The following is a 20,434-nucleotide window of genomic DNA, read 5'->3' on the forward strand; positions in this document are numbered from 1 at the left end:
TCGAAAGTTCGATACCTCTTAACGTTCCACCATGTGGTACGGTGTTTCATTATGATTATTATAGCGCTTTCAACGCTGTAAATCCAGCCTAATCCTTAAATATGTTATATTATTTCCTTTTTTTATAAGCTGGTTTTATCCATCAAATAAATCTGCTAACTATCATCGTAATTATCCTCTTGCCAATTCACTTCCAGTCTAAAAATCTGATAAAATAGCACTAATAATGATGAAAGGGATTACAGCTATGAACCCGACCTTAGAAATGATCTTCTCCATATTTGAACGTGCTGCTTTACTGCTGATTATTCTTTTCTTCCTAACCAAAATCAAAGGGTTTAAAGAAATTCTGCAGAAAGAGCATCACTCTGTTAGAGAACTTAGTGTATTAACAATCGTCTTCTGCAGCTTTGCTATTTTTGGCACTTACTCTGGGATTGAAGTGGAAGGATCTCTTGTTAATATCCGCACAGTGGCTATTATTGCTGGAGGGATATTATTCGGACCGTGGGTTGGTATTATTACAGGAATTGTTTCCGGTTTACATCGCTATCTCATCGATATGGATGGGATTACTTCGCTTCCTTGCTTGATTACTAGCATAACAGCCGGCTTTGCCTCAGGTTTTATCAATAAAAGGATCAAAAAGCATCGCTGGTGGTATGTTGGGATTCTCACTGGTGTGCTGTGTCAGGGACTAACGATGACACTAATCATTATACTTAGCGAACCTAGATCGCTAGGAATTTCCATTGTAGAGCAGATTGTTATACCAATGATGGTAGGCGAAGTAAGTATTGGATTACTAGTCCTGCTCGTCCACAACATCGAAGGCGAGAAAAAACAAATAGCGGCTGCGCAAGCAAAACTTGCATTGGATATAGCGAATAAAACACTGCCTTATTTCCGTTCAATTACGCCTGCTTCCTTGCAGCGTATCTGTCAGATTATTAAAGAAGAAATTGGTGCGGATGCTGTTGCCATAACAGATACCGAAACTGTTATTGCCTATCATGGACTAGGTGCAGAACGCTATCAAAACACATCTCGCATTGTAACCGATATGACCAAAGAAGCACTATCGAGCGGGGAGATTGTCATACGAAATGAAGTGGATGACTTGCATTTGCCGCAAATGCACTGTTTGCTCATTGTTCCTTTTCAAGAAGGTCATGAAGTCACAGGCGCCTTGAAGATTTATTATGAGAAGAAAAACAGAATCACAGATTCTCTGCAAACACTCGGCATTGGACTAGCGCAAATTATCTCAAACCTTATGGAAATATCACGGATAGAGCAGATTAAAGAAGCTGCTAATAAAGCAGAGTTAAAGGCATTGCAATCGAAGATCAATCCGCATTTTCTGTTTAATTCGCTTAACGCTATTGCCTCGACAACGAGACGTGATCCAAACCGCGCACGTGAACTGATTCATAACTTGTCCGGCTACTTGCGTTACAACTTGGAGCTGCATGATGAAATGATTGCTATTGAAGAAGAACTCAAGCAAGTTCGTGATTATGTAGAAATTGAGAAGTCGCGCTTTGGGGATAAGCTTCGCATTATCTATGATATTGACCCTGTGCAGATAAAGGTACCAAGTCTCTTGCTGCAGCCTTTAGTCGAGAATGCTATCCATCATGGTGTGCGAAAAAGCAGATGGCAAGGCGCAGTTTACCTTTCTGTAAAAGCGCAGCAAGACTTTATTCGAATAAGCGTATCAGACACAGGTGCTGGCATTGAGAAAGAAATCGTTGAAAAGCTTTATAAAGATGAAGCAAGCGTTAAAAATATTGGATTGGCAAATGTACATCAGCGAGTCCGTCTTAATTACGGAAAAGGTTTAACGATTAATCAGCTGGATCCTGGCACGGAGATTTACTTTGATATACCGGTAAAGGAAGGAAAATAACTATGACGTTACGCGCAATCATTGCAGAAGATGAATTCCCCGCTCAAGAAGAGCTGCAATATTTAATTGAAACATATAGTTCAATTGAAGTAACAAAATGCTTTGATGATGGCTTGGATGTACTGAAATATTTTCAGGAAAACACAACGGATGTGCTTTTCCTCGATATTAACCTGCCTTCGCTGGATGGGATGATGCTTGCTGGAAGTTTAGCCAACTTCAAGCAAAAACCAATTATCGTGTTTACAACTGCTTATAAAGAACATGCCGCAAAAGCATTCGAGCTGGAGGCTTTTGATTATATTTTAAAGCCATATAGCGAAGAGCGTGTTGCCTCGATGCTTAAGAAATTGGAATCAAAAGGACAAGCACCAGAGCCCACCATTCCAGAACCCAGCCAAGCAACCGAACGATTGAATGTGTGGAAAGAAGAGAAAATCTACGTAATCAACGTACAAGATATCGCATACGCCGAAGCTGACGAGAAACAAACAATTGTTCACACAAAAGAAGGTATCTACACCTACCCTGGTTCCATCAGCACATTTGAAGAGCTGCTGTCATCCGGCATGTTTTTCCGTTGTCACCGCTCTTATATTGTGAACACAGAGCGAATTCATGAAATTCTGCCTTGGTTTCACAATACGTACCTCGTTAAAATGAAAGGTATGGACGAACAAATACCAGTCAGCAGGAGTAAGGCAAAACAATTTCGACAAATCATGCGCCTTTAAGGACCATTCGTTCCCCTGCACAGGCAATTCACGAGAAAACGCTTTCAGATACATCTGCAAAGGATATTATAAAACTATAAAACAACGCAGATGAAATGAGGGAATTCTCATGAAAACAGAAACAAACCGTTGGCTGATCGTCCTCGGAACGATTATTACTCAAATTGGTCTTGGTACCATTTATACTTGGAGTTTGTTTAACCAGCCATTGGCTGATGCATATGGCTGGAGCACCTCCGCTGTGGCAGTCACCTTTTCGATTACAAGCTTTGCTTTAGCAATTGCTACTTTATTCGGAGGAAAGCTGCAAGATAAGTTAGGTATTAAAAAGCTTGTTATTTGTGCAGGTATCTTGCTTGGAGCTGGCTTGATGCTAAGTTCCCTCGCTTCATCACTATGGCTTATCTATCTGCTCGCAGGTGTAGTCGTAGGCTTTGCAAACGGTATTGCTTACATTACAACACTATCTAATGTGATCAAGTGGTTCCCAGAAAAGAAAGGTCTTATATCTGGTATTTCTGTAGGTGCTTTTGGTACAGGAAGCCTTGTTTTTAAATATATTAACCAATCCTTACTTGCTTCTGCAGGTGTACAAGGTACATTCTTGATTTGGGGAATCGCTGCACTTATCTTAATTAGCGGTGGCGCCTTCTTGCTGAAGGATGCATCACCGCAGGAAACAACCGCAAGCGCCACTCAAAAGAACTTTACTGTTAAGGAAATGCTGAAAACGAAGCAAGCATATATACTATTCGTCATCTTCTTGACTGCATGTATGAGCGGATTGTATTTAATCGGTATTGTGAAAGATGCGGGTATGGAGCTAGCTAATCTTTCTGCTGCCACAGCAGCAAATGCTGTCGCTATCGTAGCAATCTGTAACACAACAGGACGTGTCGTGCTAGGGGCTCTTTCTGACAAAGTAGAGCGGTTATATCTAGTGGCTGCAGGATTGTTTGTTACAGCTGGTGCTGTTGCGGTACTTAGCTTGGTGGAGCTCTCCACATCCTTATTCTTTGTTTGTGTAGCAGCCGTTGCCTTCTTCTTTGGCGGAAACATCACCGTGTTCCCTACGATTGTAGCAGATTACTTCGGTCTGCAAAACCAAGGTAAAAACTATGGTGTCATTTATCAAGGATTCGGTATTGGAGCACTAGGCGGATCCTTTATTGCTACCTTACTTGGCGGTTTCCAGCCCACATTTGTAGCCATCAGCATCCTTTGTGTCATCAGCTTCTTTTTAGCTGTGACAGTTCGCAGTCCGCAGCAGCCAGCAGCTGTTAAGAAGCAGCGCGAACGCCAAAACACAAGAGCCGTACCGTCTCAGCAGCACTAATCAGAAAACCAGGAGCAGATCTGCTCCTGGTTTTATTTTGTCCGGTTATCTGTAGCCAAAATAGAATACATATAATGATCTTCAAACTTCCCATCTATTCGCAGGACATCACGCTCCAGCCCTTCCCGCTGGAAACCACATTTCTCTAACACAGCGATGGAGCCTAGGTTTCGCGGCATGACACCTGCTTCTACACGATGGAAATGTGCTTCTCCGAATGCAAAATCAAGCACAAGCTGGACTGCTTCTGTCATATAGCCTCTTCCGTTGTGTGCTTCATCAAGCGAATAGCCAATCATGCACCGCTCTGCTGTTTTACGTTCAATAAAAAATAAAGATACAGTACCAATCAATCTGTCTTCACTCTTCAGGAAGATACCAAATTCGTATCCCTTATCTTCCTTCCAATCTCCTAAGGCAGCTTTAATATTCTTCTGATACTTGCTATGTGTATAATCGGAATCGTTTCGTTTCACCGGCGAAATCGATTCAAACAGCTCACGGTTACGCAAGTTCAAATCTAAGAGCTTTTTAGTATCTGTTTCCATCAATGGTCTTATTAGCAATCTATCACTCTGATACAACTGATCGCCCCCTTTATCTTATTATACAAACTAAGAGGGAACTGTGCATTGCCGCTACAGATCCTCCCCACGGTAAGACATAATCAGATAGCTGGCACTGATTGGATGATAATCTGTTTTCGGTGAAGGGCTTTTCACTTTCCCTTCAATTTTATTTTCTGCTGTCAGCCACTGATACCACGCACCGTGCTCCGGATCGATAAAAACATCCTGCACATAACGAAATAGGTCTTCATAATGTTTGCTATAAATATCATTGCCTGTTTGGCTATGCAGCAGTGCTGATGCAGCTAAGGCTTCTGCCATAACCCAATAGGACTTTCCTTTATCAATAATCTCTTTGTCCGGACTCATCGCGAAATATATCCCGCCATTGCTTGTATCATGGTAATAGCTCCAGCCCGTTTGATACAATTCTTCCGCTCGTTCCAATAACCAGCTCGTCGGCTGATGAAGATTTAACCAAGCTAATAGTTTGCTCCATTCCAACTGATGCCCCCCGACAAAACCGTATGCCCGGAATTCATCTCTCGTTTCGCCATAGTTGAAACGTTCATCCTTCATCCATGCTTCGTCGTAGTTCTCCCAAATGAGTCCGTTACTTTGAGCTGCGAGCTCATTAGTTACTTTGTCTGCGATGCTCAATGCTTGATCCAAATAATGGCGCTGATCAGTTGCTTCATAAGCTGTAATTAACGACTCACACATGTGCATATTACAGTTTTGTCCGCGATATTCAAGGAAGGTTGACCAATCACGGGTCGCTTCATCTTTATAAAGCCTGGCAGCCGGCTCATACAATTTCTCCGTCAGTACTTGATAAATATCTGCAAGCAGCTCGTCCGCTCCTTCTATCTCGGCCTCCACTGCAGCGACGGCTGCTCGGAAGATAAATGCATGCCCGTAGGTTAACTTCTTATCATCAGTTGCCCGGCCCTTTTTCCATTCTGTGTAATAACCACCGTAAACCTTATCTCGCATTTTATTCTGGAAGAAGTGTACGCCATGTTCTGCCGCTTCCTTATATTCCTCATTTTCTGTGAGTGTGTAGCCGACACTAAAATCATACAGATGTCGCGCTTGCCCAACGATGTGTTTTGTTTTACTGTCTGTTAACGATCCGTCCATATAATAGCCTTCGTGATAACCGCCATATTTCCTGTCTAATGCTTGCGGATAATAGAATGCAAGTGTTTCTTCTATATGCTGCAGCAGCCCTTGTCTGGTATGAAAATCAATCGTATTTTTCACGTCTAGGCACCTCTTTCGTTTTGGTATGTGCCTTTTATTTTCCCTTTTTTGCCATAGACAAACGACTGCTAAAGATGTGTGGACACTTTAAAACTGCTATATAGTAATAAAATAAATATAAATTTTTGGAGGACGCTGCCACACGAAACCACTCAATGTTTATTCTCAGCAGACCCTTAGGGATTCCTCGTAGTATGCTTGCACAAATATATGGCATTGCCGCTGACTCTAATGCCGGAATATAGAGCTTTCTGCTGTTACATCAAACGCAGTATCCTGGGTTGGCAATCCGGGATTAAGTGTCATTATTTTATGCGCCGTATCGTAATACCAAGTGCTTAGCTAGACCATACACAAAAGAGGCTGTCGCTTACTGACAGCCTCTTTCTGTTGATTCAAAATATAAATGATGATGCAGCTGGCACCCTGGGTTGAATGCTGCATCACAATGCGGACAGTGTTCTGTATCCATGTATGCATGGATGCTAAGCGTTTTTTTACACACGCCACATAGTATGGCTTGTTCATGGAACTGTTCTCTTGGCCAAACAGCAGCTTCGTGCCCAGCCGTCTCTTCATGACATTGATAACAAGGATAGAATTTGTTACAGCAAGCAAACTTGATTGCGATCACATCAAGCGGAGAGTGATAATGTTCACATCTTGTCTCTCCATCAACTGTTTTCCCATGTACTTGGCACATCTTAATTACCAATATGGAAGTCAGAGAATGGATAGAACGTCATCTTCACTTCTCCGATTACTTCTTCTTTTGGTACAAAGCCGAAAATTCGGCTGTCCTTGCTGTTTGTACGATTATCGCCCATGACGAATAGCTTTCCTTCAGGTACAGTTTGTTCGCCAGTTAGTTCTTTTAATCTGAAATCACCGGTAATCATATCTTTCGGAAGATATGATTGGTCCTGCACTGCTCCGTTTACATATAACACATTATCTCTCACTTCAATCGTATCACCCGGTAATCCAATTACCCGCTTGATATAGTGGGCATCTGCATCTGGTGCGTTAAATACGACAATATCGTCTTGTTCAATCTTAGATATCTTGCTGACAATGACATGATCACTGTTCTTATATGTCGGCATCATCGATTCGCCGTGGACAGTTGATGGTGTGAACAAAAAATAGCGGCAAGCGAAGGCAATAATGACAGCAATGCCAATTGCTTTTATCCAGGAGAGAATCTCTCTCGTTGTTTTGTTTTCTGACATAATCCATTCTCCTAACCTATCTTTTTGTGAAGTATAGGGTACATTTCTTATTTTAGCAGTGTCAAAGATAGATGCAAAGCAGGATCTTTCACTGAAAAGCTGCTCTTTTCGTCACATATGATTTCCTTACAGTGATCCGCTTCCAGCCAAACCTTACTCTACGCCCGGCAATCTTTATGCAGCTTAAGACCTGCTCGTTCAGCTATAACAGCCGCCACTTCGTCTATTGTTAATTCATCTGTCACCAGCTTATTCTCAAATATTGGATCTGCTAAGCCGTTCACACAGCGCGGAATCTGCTGGGCAGGCCACGAGTTCTCTTTGTCCCCCCGATTGACTAAGCGCCTACCGAGTGTTTCAGCTGAAGCAGCTAGCACAAAGTGGAGAACCTCGTGACCATCTTTGCGTAGTTGTCCAATAATCTCTTGATAGTTAGAAGAATCTGTAATTGTCATTGGTACAAGAATAGTCTCCTCTGTGTTCGTTGTAAGGTAAGCTAAATGGTCACGCACAATGGACCGCCATAAGGGATGATTCTGAAAATCTGCTTTTTGCATGGAATCTGGTATATTCTTTCTTATATAAAACCCCGCTTGTTCTGGATCGTAAAGGAAAGCGAGCGGAAGCCGATGCTGGAGGGTGATTGCGGTCTGTGTTTTTCCTGCACCGAAAGCACCGTTAAGCCAAATAATCATTTCTTCTGTTGGCAGACCATGACAATATTGCCGTCAGGATCTTGGAAATTAAAGAATCCAACCGCCTCATCTTCTTCCAACTCCCGTACTATCTTACCGGCTTGTGCTGTTTTCTTGTATGCTAATTGAGTTTCTTCTGTTTCAAGCATAACGGCCGGACGTATTCCCGCTACATTATTTCGGTTATCATCAATTATGAGACCTCTTTCGTCTCCCAATTCCATAAACTGAACCGGCCCTGTTGTTGGGTGAGGTTCTGATTTCCCTAATAACTTTGCATACCAATTCGCCACTTCATTTGCATCTTTCACATGATCAAAGACACTGCTAATATGGAATTCAGCCATCTCTCACCCTACTGTTTTTTGGATATTTTACCACAAAGAGCCAAATGATAATATAGAGAATTGAACAAGAAAAAAGGACAGGCAAATTACATATGCTGTCCTTTCATGTACTGTTCTGTATCTATCAGTATACCGAACATCACACCAGCTCATCCTCAAAAGAAAGATTAACGGGGTCTTCCTGTATCTCATAAGACATATCCAAATTAGTTGTCGGAACAGATTCATCCACTTCTTCAAAACGAAACCCATCTGCCCAGACCTGTCCCTTGCCAGAAAGAATCACGCCGAATGAGATAATCGCACTGTTTTCCGGCACATCCAAGACAATACGGTATCTAGTCCAATTTGTTGTACCTTTAATTGGCCGGTTGCTCATGTTATCAAATTGAATAATATCCTCTGAAGCATTATCGACCCGCATCCACATACTAGCAATGCTATCCACGTTTTCTGTCTTGAGAAAGCAGGAAAGCTGCATGCGCTTACCTACATACTTTTCAGCCTTAAATTGCTGCATCATTGTCGCGAATTCCTCTGCTCCCATAACAGTCTTTGATTTTAAATAACCTGATGCCTTGCCTTGATGCACGTGCTTATAATCAATTCCCATCTCGTAGTTATGCGGATCTGTCCCGCTCAATATCCAGCCTGTTACTGTTTTTTCTTCCATATTCTCCTCCTTCTGATGCAGCACAGCATGCATCATGCGTCGAAATTTTCCTGGCGGCAGCTTGTAATACTTTTTAAAAGCCCTCGTAAATGCTTCTTGGGATTCAAAATGAAACATAAACGCAATATCCAATATGCCCATCTCAGTATGCAGCAGCATGGCCGATGCTCCTGCCAATCGTCTTCTGCGGATATAGTCTGCGAGTGTTAACCCGACAGTAGTTTGAAACAGTCGATGAAAATAATATTGGGAAAATCCTGCTTGGCGGGCCACCTCTTCAGCTGAAAGAGATTCATGTGAATTTTTTTCTATATAGGTGAGTGCATGATGGATAGCTTCCTCATGAACCTGCATACATCTGCCTCCTTTAATTACAGCTTACATCAAGCTACTGACTACTTTTTTGATTTTTTTTGCTAAATTGTAAAACTTTCTCTTCTAAACTAAATTTAAAGGAGTGATTTATGTTGGATGCTTTATATGAAGCAGCAGTTCAGTTAATTGAAAGGCGTTATCCAACCGGGTGGGGAGGAGCTGCGGCAATGCTTGCGAGCGATGGCAGCATCCTCACAAGTGTTGCACCAGCAGTAATAAATGCCGCTACCGAGTTATGCATGGAAGTAGAATCAATTCTGGAAGCCCATAAACTAGAAGCAGCTGTCACCCATTCTATTTGCGTAACAAGAGAGGATGAACACAGTCCTTATAAGATACTCACACCATGCGGCATCTGTCAGGAAAGACTCCTATATTGAGGTCGTGATGTGCAAGTAGCAGTGACGCATGAGGGGGAATCTATTCAGTATGTATCCTTACAGGAGTTACAGCCTTATCACTGGACATATGCTTATCACGAGAAAGAGATATTTAAAAAATAAGAGACTGGGACAAAACCCAAAAAATGAGTAATTAAGATGAGGCAGGCGTCTCCGAGAATTCGGAGATGTCTGCCTCATCTTTTTATCGTTAATGTATCGTTTATAGAAGCAAAAAAAGGACCCCTCTGATAGAATTAAGTTACGACACAAAACACAAAAGAGGAGGGTCCTTATGTTTAAACATTATACCATGTGTGAAGTCGTTTTACCTCTAGATTTGGAAAGAAAATTACCTGAAAATGATATTGCTTTTACCGTTAACCATTTAGTAGAAAGTATTCCAGATGAAGCTTTTGACGGTTTCCGTCGGGAAACCGGACACCCTGCTTATCACCCTCGCATGATGATGAAGATTATTTTATGTGCCTATACGCAATCCGTTTTCTCGGGCCGTAAGATTGAGTCATTACTTCAAGACAGCGTACGCATGATGTGGCTTGCCCAAGATTATCAGCCCAGCTATCGCACCATCAACCGATTCCGTGTGAACCCTCACGTAAAAGAACTCTTACGCCAGTGCTTTGTCCAATTTCGCAGCCAGCTGGTTCAAGAAAAAGTCATTGAAGAAGAAGCCATTTTTATTGATGGCACCAAAATCGAAGCAAATGCCAACAAGTTTACTTTTGTATGGCGGAAGTCCACTGAGAAATACAGTACGCAATTGGTGGAAAGATCGGCTCAGATGTATGAAGAACTGTTGGAGCAGGAAATTATCCCCGCAATCGAGCTGGAGAACCCCGAAGCCCTATCGGGCGAAGAGTTAACAAAAGTAGCAGAAAAACTGGACGAAAAAGTGCAGGAATACGATCGTCGCATAGAAGCAAGTGATGATACTGCCGAACGCAAGCAGCTTCGTTCCGAACGTAAAGCACCAAAACAGTACCGAAAGCAAGTCAATGATTTCATTAAACGGAAATCAAAATATCAGGTCGACATGGAAATCTTCGGAGACAGAAATAGCTACTCCAAAACTGACCATGGTGCCACTTTTATGCGCATGAAAGATGATTATATGAAAAATGGCCAGCTTAAACCTGGGTACAATGTGCAGCTGGCTACTGAAGGTCAATATGCCCTGGCCTATGATGTGTTCCCGAATCCTACGGATACGCGAACTTTCATCCCTTTCCTTGATAAGATTGAACGGGACTTTTTTGAGCTGCCCGACTATATTGTCGCGGATGCCGGATATGGCAGTGAGCAAAATTATGATGATGTGGTAAATAATCGGAAGCGCATCCCTCTCATCACCTATAATCACTACCGAAAAGAAAAGCAAAAGAAATATAAACAAGATCCTTACCAAGTAGCTCACTGGGATTACGATGCCGAAGGCGACTTTTTCACTTGCCCGAATAACCGGAAATTAGCGTTTCGGTACCTATCCGAAAGATGCGACAAATTTGGATTCAAGCGTCATTATCGCGTGTATGAATGTGACGATTGTACTGCTTGTCCCTTACGTGCAGAATGTACGAAAGCGAAAGAAGGAAACAACCGGAAAATCTATTACAACGAAAGATGGGAAAAACAAAAAGCATATACCCAGCAATTACTCAGCGAAAAAGAAACAGGGAAAATTTACGGGAAACGTAAAATAGATGTCGAGCCAGTCTTCGGATTTCTGAAGGCTCATTTGTGTTTCACTCGTTTCTCGGTACGAAGTAAAGAGAAAGTGGAAAACGAATTAGGATTCGCCTTCATGGCGGTGAACATCAGGAAGTTCACCGCCCGATCAGCAAGTATAGTAAGGAATTCAAAAAATATCAGATCAAAAAAGATCTCGGTCACCATTTTCCTGGTGACCGAGATCTTTTTTGTGTCAGAGAGGAGTTATGTCCCGCTCTCCGGGTCTTCTAATATATGTTTTTACTGCTGGAGCTTCATACTGTCGGAATTTCTCCAGGAGATTAGCAGAGTTCGTATCGGATATCGTCATATCACGATACTTCTCATGCATGAACTTTTCATCTGCCATATGGTTGAATAAATTGATCAGCAAATCATAATAGCCTTCCACATTTAAAATACCGAGCGGTTTCTTATGCAGACCAAGCTGTGCCCAAGTGAAGATCTCGAAGAATTCTTCAAGCGTTCCTGGTCCGCCTGGCAGTGCAACGAATCCATCCGCCAGCTCTGCCATCTTGGCTTTTCGCTCGTGCATAGAAGAGACAACCATCAATTCAGATACATGCGAATGTGCAACCTCTCGTTTTTCCAGAAAGTCAGGTATAACGCCGATTACATGGCCGCCGGCTTTCATAGCACCATCTGCAACTGCTCCCATCAACCCTACACTTGCACCGCCATAGACAAGCGTAAGCTTCTGTTCGGCCAGCGTTTTTCCTAGTTCTTTAGCCGCCTCCATGTAAGCCGGAGATGCACCTTCACTAGAACCGCAAAATACAGCAATACGTTTCATACCTTCACTCCTTTTTGATTAGTTCCAACTCAGTACTCGCTACTTCTATACCATTTGCTAACAGCGCAATCCGATGCACACCTGGATAGTGCACCCTGGTCGTCAAATCACTCCATTTATGTACGCGTTCCTTGGCAATATCTTCACCTGCTGCAAACACGCGATCAGAAAGAAGGAATTTCTTTGTTGTGATTTTCCGTTTTTTAATAAAATCAATGCTATATTCAATACGTAATTTTGCCTGTTGCTTCACATGGAAAGCATAAGCGAGGGTAACTGTTTCACCAATATTCACTCGCTGTCTATCTGCTGCAATGGCAACATCTGCTAGTGCGCCTTTGACATCTTCATATCCGAACAAGGCCAGCACTTCTGGTTCTCCGCTTCGCAGCAATGTCCGGCAGCCGTGCCGAATAATCCAATCTGTTTCCTTAGAATAGTCATTCCAGCGTTTTGCGGTTTGAATAACAAGCTCAGGATGATCTTTGCTAATATCATTTAGATTGTTGGCAACACTTTTCCGTACATACAAAGAAGGATCGGCTTTGAGTAATTCCAGCACTTCCAGAACAGGCTGCGGTTCCGCTTTGAATTGACTGATTGCTTGTCCCCATGGCAGTCTTGGTCGACACCCTTCACTTGCCAGTCGGCGAACGTGATGATTTTCTGATTGCGCCCACTCCTTCATCTTGAGCATAATACGCTCTGGCGCTCTAATCAGAAACGGTCTAATCGCAAATTCAGCCGTCGATCTTTTCGTAAATACCTCCAGAGCATGCAGCGAGATTTCTTCATGTGCAGGATTTTGCCCAAATACTTCTACAAAATCAGGGATAAACAAATAAGGAAACCCTTCGTATTGTGCTTCGATTGCTAACAAGATGGTTACCGCCTCTGGATAATCATCTGGCAGCAGTGAACCCAGCACTAGTGCTATGCGACGTATTCTTGCTTTTAGCTCCAGCTCTTCCCAGCCGTCATCCATCACATCAGCCAAGAACTTATTCTCTTCAAATTCGCCATATTCCTCTTTCACTACAGAAGCGAAATGTTCAAGAAATTCTTTCGTATACATCGCCTTCATTGGCTCTGCCACTTGTACCGCCTCCATATTATCTGTATCTATATTTTACAGGAAAGAAGCGGTAAACTACAAATAAGCCCCTGTTAAAAAATTCTGCTTAAAAATCGCACAAAGAATACAATCGCAAAGTAGCTAAGTACCAGACCTGCACCAATCGAGACCCATTTCACGACTGTCTCATTGACAACTTTCCTTGTCCCAGCCACGATGCTCATTAGCCCAACATCATGAACCTGAATACCTGCCAATACACCAAGTCCGGCTACGATGAAAGAAAGCTCGCTCCCTTCTGCAAAACTGCTGGATAGAAACGTCCCAAACACGCTAATCCAAAATACAAGATTACTAGGGGAAACTGCTACAAGAAGTCCATTCTTGTAGGATGAAGCTAGCCTTTTTGTCGTTTTTTCGCCGCCTAGTGTGATCTGCTTGTCCGCATTTTTAATACTATCGTACGCAATATACATTAAAAAGATTGCACCTAACAGCCACATGCCTGTTTGAATGGTTGGAGCAGCTAAAATGGGAGCCAGCCCAAGAAATAATGCCAGCATCAATAGGAAGTCAACTGTCATCCCGCCGACACCTACCATCCATCCATGCCAGAAACCATTCTTTAACCCTTGCTTGGTCATTTCAATCGTCACCGTACCAACTGGCAAGGCAATAGAGAAACCTAAGAGCACGTTTGTTAAAAATAGTGAAATCATTACAATCACCGCCTTCAGATATGGTTTAATAATACAATTATGTTAATAAAAATACAATAAGAGGAGCATATATGATGTACAGTAAGCAACTTGTCCACCTTCGTCCTATAGCGGTATCCGATGCAGCGTATCTCTTTGCATTCTGGTCTGATCCCGAAGTGACAGCTTTCATGAATATTTCGCCCATGCAACGTGTGGAGCAGGCAGAAGAAATGATTGCATACATTACCCAGCTTAATAATGCGAATCGATACACAATTGTATTGAATGAACATACAATTATCGGAACCTGCGGCTTCAACTATATTGACTCTGCGAATCAGCGAGGTGAAATTGGCTATGAATTAGGAAAGAAATATTGGAGAAAGGGATATATGAGTCAAGCATTGCAAGCTTTGCTTCAAGAAGGATATTTCCAATTAGATTTAAATAGAATAGAAGCCAAAGTGGAACCTAAAAACAGTGCATCACGTATGCTGCTTGAGAAATTTGGCTTTCGGCAGGAGGGCACATTACGACAATACGAGAAACGGAATGGCGTTTTTCTGGATATGATTTTCTACAGTCTGCTGCAGACTGACTATACAGCTATATGAAACTTCCAGATAAACTATTCGTAGAATAAAGCAGTGTGTATGTATGAGGTGATGATAAATGAGCAAACGAAATAAAAAATCTAAGATTCTCATTGCCTCTCTTTTACTACTAATAGTAGTAGGTACCTTTGCTTTTGTAGCTGTATTGTATTATTTCAGCTTTCTAGGTGCTTTCAGCATTTTAGATGTCTTCTATGAAACACCAAAGCACTTAGCTGTCTTTGTCGGCATCTATCTTATTTTAAGTATCATCGGAGAATTTTTTGTCAAAGGTATTTACTATGTTAGAAAGAGAAAGCGCAGGGCCGATACGTTCTCTGAATACATGCTATTATTCTGCATGAACTTTATCATGAATTGGCTGATCATTTCCATGATTGATGGTCTTTATCAACCTGTTCATGTAGAGTGGTACACAGAAATTGTTCTCGGAGCATTCATTTCACTGGCAGAAGTTCTTCTGGATAATGGCAGTAAAAAGGAGAAAGATGACCGCAGCAACTAACTGCGGTCTCTTTCCAATTGATTAGTAACCGCCGCCAACGTAAGAAGCACCGATGATAATCAACAAAATGAAAAGCACTACTAAAAGTGCGAAACCGCTGCCGTAACCGCCACCGTAACCTTCAGACATGATATCCCCTCCTTTTCTTTTCAAGCCATTCTATGTAGAAGGAAACCAATGCGTACCGACTAGCAGCATAGAAAATTACAAACAGCAAAAATCGCTTCCGAATATAGTCTTTCTACTGCATTCGGAAGCGATCATTTTTGCTTTTTCAATGGTTCACACTGCTCTCATATTTATATTAGTTGTTGTTATTGTTGGAACGGCCGCCTTTAGAGCCAATCTCTTGGAAATGCTCCTGATCGTGTTGCTCTGCGTTAGACTCTCCGCCTTTGGAGCCTATCTCTTGATAAAATTCTTTATCATGATTTTTAGATGTTGCTTGTCCGCCTTTTTTGCCTGCTTCTTCATAACTCATTTTACCGTTGTTACTGTCTGCCATGTTAATCTCCTCCTCAAGAATAATATGTCTCTTTTGTAGTAGCTTAACTAGTAGTGTAACGATGCGTGGCCACGCTTAGTAGATGTATTCCCGGATCACACCTATCTAAACAAGGAGGTCTAAATTTAGGAGAAAAGTTGGATGATACATAATGTCAGTTTTTTTATTCGGCATTACGCCTTAACCTATTCCATAAGTACACTTAACTACGCGAGCAACGTAAAAGAAGCAGGCGTCATTCTGCCTGCTTCCTCCTAAGTTAGGCTGCACATTTCCAGCTTTTATCGTGCCCTTTTCCCTTGCCTTTTCCTTTATCTGCTCCTTTATGCTTACCATTATCTGTTTTACATGGAGCAGGAACGGGTTGTTCTTCTGCAGGTTCTTCTGCTTGTACAACTTCCGTAATGTTAGCTGGTGATACAGGTTTCAACTGATACGTTCCATTGAAAATGGCGGATACACCTGTAATGTTTACTGCATCTCCTTCATGGAACTGTGAAACGAAGGCGGAATAATCTAATCCAATTCTGTTATCGACCCGCACGCGTGTAACATGACCGTCTGCTGCTGTTGCATCAAACTCAAATGTACCGTAAGTGTTAACTTCTTCTATGTTTGTTACTGTTACTTCTGTCAGTTTTACTAGCTGCCCCTGATTTGTTTCATCAATCGCTGAAACGACTTTCGGCGCAGGAACCTCTTCTTGGCCAATCACTTCAGACTGGATAATGTCCGTCAATTCAACTTCATCATTATAGGTTGTCTTTACACCAGTAATTTGAATACGATCTCCTGGCTGGAAGCTTTCACTATCCTGGAAAACATAAATACCGGCAGAGTCGTCTTGCATATAAAAACCTTTGCCTCCGAAGCTGCCTGTTTCAGAAGTTACGATACCTTCCACTGTTACTACTTCTCCGTCCGCTACTGTGCGTGCCTCCTGAATAGGTGCTGTGTCTGGCAGCTTCACTTCATCTCCAGGCAGGGGTTCAGCTGCTACATTGCCTACTTGAACTGATTTTGTCAGTACATTGCCGCCATCCTGCCGTACTCGCAAGTTGGCTGTACCATCCGCCGTTGCAGGATTTAGCTGTCCAGGGACTTCCACTGTCGCTCTCCCTGTTGCATCAGCTGTAACAGAGAAACGGCTGCTATATCCGTAACTGCTTGGCCATGTTCCTGTTGTATTGAACTTTCCGATTTGCTGACCGCCTGGCAAATATGTGCCTAACTGCAGATCAGTTAGCGTTTCACCTGGCTGCAGGTTTTCTACTACTAGGCGTACTTCAAATTCCTGTTGTGTTGGCAATGTAGTTGGTGTTACAACGCTGTATGTCGGATTTGATGCCACTTCATCAGATCCGTATGCACCAGCAGCAAACGTACTTGGATCATACCAGCGATAGCCTGTTGGCGGATTTCTCCATGGCTCTGCTTCTGTTTCAGTTGTCAGTTCTGGATTTTCATTTATTTCTGCTGTCTCAAGAAGTGGTGTTTCTTCACTAAGTGTGATAGAAGTTTCCTCGAAACTTGCGTAGGTTTCTTTCTCACTCAACCAGTTCATAACATTCAGCAAGTATTGGCCGTTATTTCCTTCTCCAGTAAAGCCATCATACGTACGCTTCGTGCTGCCGCTATCTTCTCGAAGGTACTTCGGTGTAGCATCTTCTACTGGTGAAGAATCTCCAATAAAGGCCGCTTTCCCTTGTTCAACTTTTGAGATGGCAGCAAAAGCCCCCTCATCAATCCCGCCGTTCGCGTATACTCCCTGATCAACAGCATTCGGCCAAGCCGGGATATTTTCTGGGAAATAGATAAGTCCTTTCGCTTTTGCAGGGTCGAGAATTGTCAGAGTAGCACCTGCATGGGACTCTACAACTTCAATTCCTTCTGTAATTCCGAAAGAATCTTCCTGACTAACGACAGTTTGTCCCGCTTCAATATCGCCAACTGCATTGAAGCGGAATCGAATCCCAAAATTGTCACCAAGCCAATCAGAACTTTCTACACCTTGCATTCGGTCAGAACTTGCTTCGTCCGCTGTCATTCCTTTTGCAGGATTATCAAAGGCACCGCGACGGTATCCATTGAAAATCTCACCAGAGTCCCAGCGATTGTAGTTGCGATCCGCATTATAATGATCGCCAATGAAGAAAATACTGCCGCCCTCCTGTGTATAGCGCAGCATCGCATCCTGTTCCGATGCTTTAAATGGAATATTCGGTTCCGGAATCACAAAAACGTCATAAGCGCTTAGATCGCTGTAAGTAATTGGCGACGTTTTACGCAGCTCTTTTACATAATAGCCATCTTTCGCTAAAGCATCTCCAAAATCAGAAAATGCACCATCGATTACCCAATCGGATGCACCTGCTGTTTGTCCGTGCGTATTATCAAATAATACCTTTTTGCCGTTAGCTTCGCCTGTCGGCTGCAGCTCCGGCGCCGGATCAGCTGCTGTTTCCGCATCACTTTGCTGCGCATAGCCGAACAATGTTACAGGGATAAGTAAAACCGCCAAAATGAGACCTTTCCAATCCATCGCTTTCTTCACGAATAGATTCCTCCCTCTGTTATATAAGATGAGCATAGCAAATCCTCCACCAACTTTGGGTGCATTTACAAAAAAGCTACACAAGCAGAGAAATATTTACGTTGCTGTCATCTTACTGTATAAAAGGAACAACATTAGACTTTCTACAACCTTGAGGCACAAAAAAACTGCATGCTTGTGCATGCAGCTGCAGTTAATCTATAACGGATTGTGCCGGTGTGCCTTCCTTCAACGAAAAATCTTTGCTGGAAATATCGTTATATTGGATGTCCATATAAACAGAATCGGCTTCCTGGCCGGTTGCTTCTTTATAGTTTGCGAAATTATGATATTCCGCCTGTTTCCAAGTCCAACTCACATCCAAGTTCTGTTCTTCTTCGTAAACGTTTCGCTTTAATTGTGTGTTTGTATTTGTCTGGAAGTCATTCGCAATAAACAACCCTGTCTTACTTGCGGTAAAGACATTATGAGAAATTGTGTTATCTTGAATATCATGCTGCAGAAGAAGCTGACCGCCATATAAATCTTTCGTATCGTTTTGATAAAGAACATTGTACATAATAGAAGCATTCTTTGTACCGCCACGTTCCTCATCGTACCCGCCAATGGAAATGCCGGTATAATGGTTTTCATAAACCACGTTCTTCATTATCTTTATATTATCTGCATAGCGGCCTTTATGCTCGGACGTCGCTTCAATGCCTATATCATTATGAAACACTCTATTACGTTGGACCGTGACATTCTGAGCGCCGTCAATATAAATGCCACCTGCAGAATAATCTTCGCCATATGCTGGGTTTCCGTACGAAGAATTATTATGGACTGTGTTGTTCTCGACTGTTCCATTTCGTACGTAATCGGCTCCCGGATCCTCTGCTACACCTTCATAACCAATTAAATCAATGCCTATATTATTGTTATTTCGGACTCTGTTTCCTGATACAGTGAAGCCATCAATATTGCCGTTTAAGACGACTGCCTCGCTGGCACCAAGCGTCAATTCTTCTACAACATTGTCCATAATCTGAATTTGTTTCATTTCTCCAGTTCCATACACCGCAATACCATGTGCGTTTCCTTCATCTGAAGTAGTTTCTATATGCTGGATATAGTTCTGGATAATCGTGATCTGACTGCTGCTTCCTGTCACATAAATACCCATCACAGCCAAATCAGAAGCATTTGTCTTCAAATCTTGAATGGTTAATCCTTGAATTGTTATATAACTCTGACTGTCTATATGTAGTAATGCTGTATCTTCTTCTGGCTCCAAATCACGACCGCTTATAATGACTTTTTCATTATCGTAGTTACGAATGATCAACGGATTAGCTTTCTTACCACTATGGTTAACCTCAACACTGCCAAAATAAGTACCACCTCGTATATAGATGGTGGTTCCAGCTTGGGCTTGGTCAACTGCCGCTTGAATTGTACGCAGTGGATCCTCTTTTGTCCCATCGTTCTCATCGTCACCGTCTGTTGCGACGAATAGCTGTTTTGAAATGGTCACTGCTGCCACTTCTTTCTCGTTGTTTACTGTAATTGCATAGATAACTGCACCGATTAAGCAGAGTACTATCGCAATCAGGATGGATAATCTCATTTGCTGACTCTCTTCTATACGTAAATTTGCCAATCAGGCCACTGCTAGTATGATACAGTTGATACAGCTGTTTGTATAGAAGAAATCCGTATTCTTCACAATATCTTCATTGTCATAAAAATCGCTCTTTTAGCGCAGGAGATGGCAGCATGCATTCATTTTGCCGACCGAACCAGCGATAACGATTTTTGGCTACATAACGATACAATGTATTTCTAACAGGACGTGGAATAATCCATGCTGCGGCTGCTAGCTTCCACACTCCATCTAAGTTTCTGGCTATCCGAACTACAGCGCTCGATTCGGTATACACCTTTCCCTCCTCAACAAGTAAGATACTATCCACGTCATCCGGCAGGTGATGTTCACCAGCCAGCGCCACGCCAAAATCGCTTTGCAGAGATGCAAATTTAAAGTAAGCTCTTTGATCGTGTTTAATGATAAATTGAACACTAGTATTACAAAGGTTGCACACCCCATCAAAGAGAATGATTGCTTTGCTGTTCATGTTATACCTCCTGCTTATTTAGCAGCTTGCTTGTGATAATTCAGCTAACAAGCTTAATCCCTCTTCCTTTCTATATACCCTTATTTATCGTCTTTGAAAATTGTAAATTAAATGCAAATTAACTGCAGGGCAGCTAGCCCCGCAGTTTATACCTAGAAGAATAGTTGAAACAGTTTCACCGTTTTATGAGCAGCATCGAGTATCTGGTTGCATGCAGCAGGTATGATCGTGATGAGAGCTAGAAGAAGAGCCATATTATCATTTGGCTGTTTCGGGTTGTGGGGGTGTTCTTTCATGGC

At 42.4% G+C, this 20,434-nt stretch carries 20 protein-coding genes and 2 pseudogenes; 7 read left to right on the top strand and 15 right to left on the bottom strand.

Features of this window, described 5'->3' with window-relative positions:
• Positions 1-247 precede the first annotated feature (247 nt).
• From KS242_RS16735 to KS242_RS16745, 3 genes are all read left to right on the top strand, one after another.
• Positions 248-1,912, top strand: coding sequence for a LytS/YhcK type 5TM receptor domain-containing protein (locus tag KS242_RS16735; protein ID WP_217322375.1), 1,665 nt, complete (start codon positions 248-250; stop codon positions 1,910-1,912).
• A 2-nt stretch (positions 1,913-1,914) separates the two neighbouring features.
• Positions 1,915-2,646, top strand: coding sequence for a LytR/AlgR family response regulator transcription factor (locus KS242_RS16740; protein ID WP_217322376.1), 732 nt, complete (start codon positions 1,915-1,917; stop codon positions 2,644-2,646).
• A 109-nt stretch (positions 2,647-2,755) separates the two neighbouring features.
• Entirely contained in the window at positions 2,756-3,982 is a 1,227-nt protein-coding gene (locus KS242_RS16745) for an L-lactate MFS transporter (protein WP_217322377.1), read from the top strand.
• 32 nt (positions 3,983-4,014) lie between these two features.
• Here KS242_RS16745 and KS242_RS16750 read toward each other — a convergent pair whose 3' ends face one another.
• From KS242_RS16750 to KS242_RS16780, 7 genes are all read right to left on the bottom strand, one after another.
• Positions 4,015-4,566 (bottom strand): GNAT family N-acetyltransferase, encoded by a 552-nt coding sequence (locus tag KS242_RS16750; protein ID WP_254391753.1) that lies wholly within the window; start codon positions 4,564-4,566, stop codon positions 4,015-4,017.
• 54 nt (positions 4,567-4,620) lie between these two features.
• Positions 4,621-5,817 carry an AGE family epimerase/isomerase gene (locus tag KS242_RS16755; RefSeq protein WP_217322378.1) on the bottom strand — a complete coding sequence of 399 codons (1,197 nt, stop codon included), beginning with the start codon at positions 5,815-5,817 and terminating at the stop codon, positions 4,621-4,623.
• Positions 5,818-6,187: 370 nt separating this feature from the next.
• Complete coding sequence (locus KS242_RS16760; RefSeq protein WP_217322379.1) at positions 6,188-6,520, bottom strand: CHY zinc finger protein; 333 nt, start codon at positions 6,518-6,520, stop codon at positions 6,188-6,190.
• A gap of 1 nt (position 6,521) precedes the next feature.
• The gene (gene lepB, locus KS242_RS16765) at positions 6,522-7,049 is read right to left on the bottom strand and encodes a signal peptidase I (protein ID WP_217322380.1); all 528 of its coding nucleotides are present in this window, start codon (positions 7,047-7,049) and stop codon (positions 6,522-6,524) included.
• Between the two features lie 158 nt (positions 7,050-7,207).
• The gene (locus tag KS242_RS16770; RefSeq protein WP_217322381.1) at positions 7,208-7,744 is read right to left on the bottom strand and encodes an AAA family ATPase; all 537 of its coding nucleotides are present in this window, start codon (positions 7,742-7,744) and stop codon (positions 7,208-7,210) included.
• A complete protein-coding gene (locus tag KS242_RS16775; RefSeq protein WP_217322382.1) occupies positions 7,741-8,091 on the bottom strand; it encodes a VOC family protein in 351 nt (116 codons plus the stop codon). The genes KS242_RS16770 and KS242_RS16775 overlap by 4 nt, the downstream gene beginning before the upstream one ends.
• A 139-nt stretch (positions 8,092-8,230) precedes the next feature.
• Positions 8,231-9,118, bottom strand: a complete 888-nt coding sequence (locus tag KS242_RS16780; RefSeq protein WP_217322383.1) for a helix-turn-helix transcriptional regulator — start codon at positions 9,116-9,118, stop codon at positions 8,231-8,233.
• Between the two features lie 110 nt (positions 9,119-9,228).
• On the opposite strand from KS242_RS16780, the pseudogene KS242_RS16785 reads away from it, so the two are divergent.
• Positions 9,229-9,642: pseudogene (locus tag KS242_RS16785) on the top strand (cytidine deaminase).
• Positions 9,643-9,814: 172 nt separating this feature from the next.
• Positions 9,815-11,632: an IS1182 family transposase gene (locus KS242_RS16790; protein ID WP_371747569.1), complete on the top strand. Its 1,818-nt coding sequence runs from the start codon at positions 9,815-9,817 to the stop codon at positions 11,630-11,632.
• Here KS242_RS16790 and KS242_RS16795 read toward each other — a convergent pair.
• The 3 genes and pseudogenes from KS242_RS16795 to KS242_RS16805 all read right to left on the bottom strand — a co-directional run.
• A pseudogene (locus KS242_RS16795) lies at positions 11,588-12,064 on the bottom strand (TIGR00730 family Rossman fold protein); the annotation flags it as partial. The gene KS242_RS16790 and the pseudogene KS242_RS16795 overlap by 45 nt on opposite strands.
• Positions 12,065-12,068: 4 nt before the next feature.
• Positions 12,069-13,160 (bottom strand): DNA alkylation repair protein, encoded by a 1,092-nt coding sequence (locus KS242_RS16800; RefSeq protein ID WP_217322385.1) that lies wholly within the window; start codon positions 13,158-13,160, stop codon positions 12,069-12,071.
• A 71-nt stretch (positions 13,161-13,231) separates the two neighbouring features.
• Entirely contained in the window at positions 13,232-13,855 is a 624-nt protein-coding gene (locus KS242_RS16805) for a LysE family translocator (RefSeq protein WP_217324215.1), read from the bottom strand.
• 77 nt (positions 13,856-13,932) lie between these two features.
• On the opposite strand from KS242_RS16805, the gene KS242_RS16810 reads away from it, so the two are divergent.
• On the top strand, positions 13,933-14,454 hold the full coding sequence (locus KS242_RS16810; RefSeq protein ID WP_217322386.1) for a GNAT family N-acetyltransferase: 522 nt from the start codon (positions 13,933-13,935) through the stop codon (positions 14,452-14,454).
• Between the two features lie 58 nt (positions 14,455-14,512).
• Positions 14,513-14,959, top strand: coding sequence for a YrvL family regulatory protein (locus KS242_RS16815; protein WP_217322387.1), 447 nt, complete (start codon positions 14,513-14,515; stop codon positions 14,957-14,959).
• 21 nt (positions 14,960-14,980) lie between these two features.
• Here KS242_RS16815 and KS242_RS16820 read toward each other — a convergent pair whose 3' ends face one another.
• The 5 genes from KS242_RS16820 to KS242_RS16840 form a co-directional block, all read right to left on the bottom strand.
• Positions 14,981-15,088 carry a YjcZ family sporulation protein gene (locus tag KS242_RS16820; RefSeq protein ID WP_077306200.1) on the bottom strand — a complete coding sequence of 36 codons (108 nt, stop codon included), beginning with the start codon at positions 15,086-15,088 and terminating at the stop codon, positions 14,981-14,983.
• Between the two features lie 175 nt (positions 15,089-15,263).
• Positions 15,264-15,464, bottom strand: coding sequence for a KGG domain-containing protein (locus KS242_RS16825; protein WP_217322388.1), 201 nt, complete (start codon positions 15,462-15,464; stop codon positions 15,264-15,266).
• A 259-nt stretch (positions 15,465-15,723) separates the two neighbouring features.
• Entirely contained in the window at positions 15,724-18,018 is a 2,295-nt protein-coding gene (locus KS242_RS16830; protein ID WP_217322389.1) for a DUF5689 domain-containing protein, read from the bottom strand.
• 193 nt (positions 18,019-18,211) lie between these two features.
• Entirely contained in the window at positions 18,212-19,627 is a 1,416-nt protein-coding gene (locus tag KS242_RS16835) for a right-handed parallel beta-helix repeat-containing protein (RefSeq protein ID WP_217324216.1), read from the bottom strand.
• A 112-nt stretch (positions 19,628-19,739) separates the two neighbouring features.
• Entirely contained in the window at positions 19,740-20,135 is a 396-nt protein-coding gene (locus tag KS242_RS16840) for a thiol-disulfide oxidoreductase DCC family protein (protein WP_217322390.1), read from the bottom strand.
• Positions 20,136-20,434: the final 299 nt, after the last annotated feature.

It is taken from the genome of Terribacillus sp. DMT04, assembly GCF_019056395.1.
Lineage (GTDB): Bacteria > Bacillota > Bacilli > Bacillales > Amphibacillaceae > Terribacillus > Terribacillus aidingensis_A.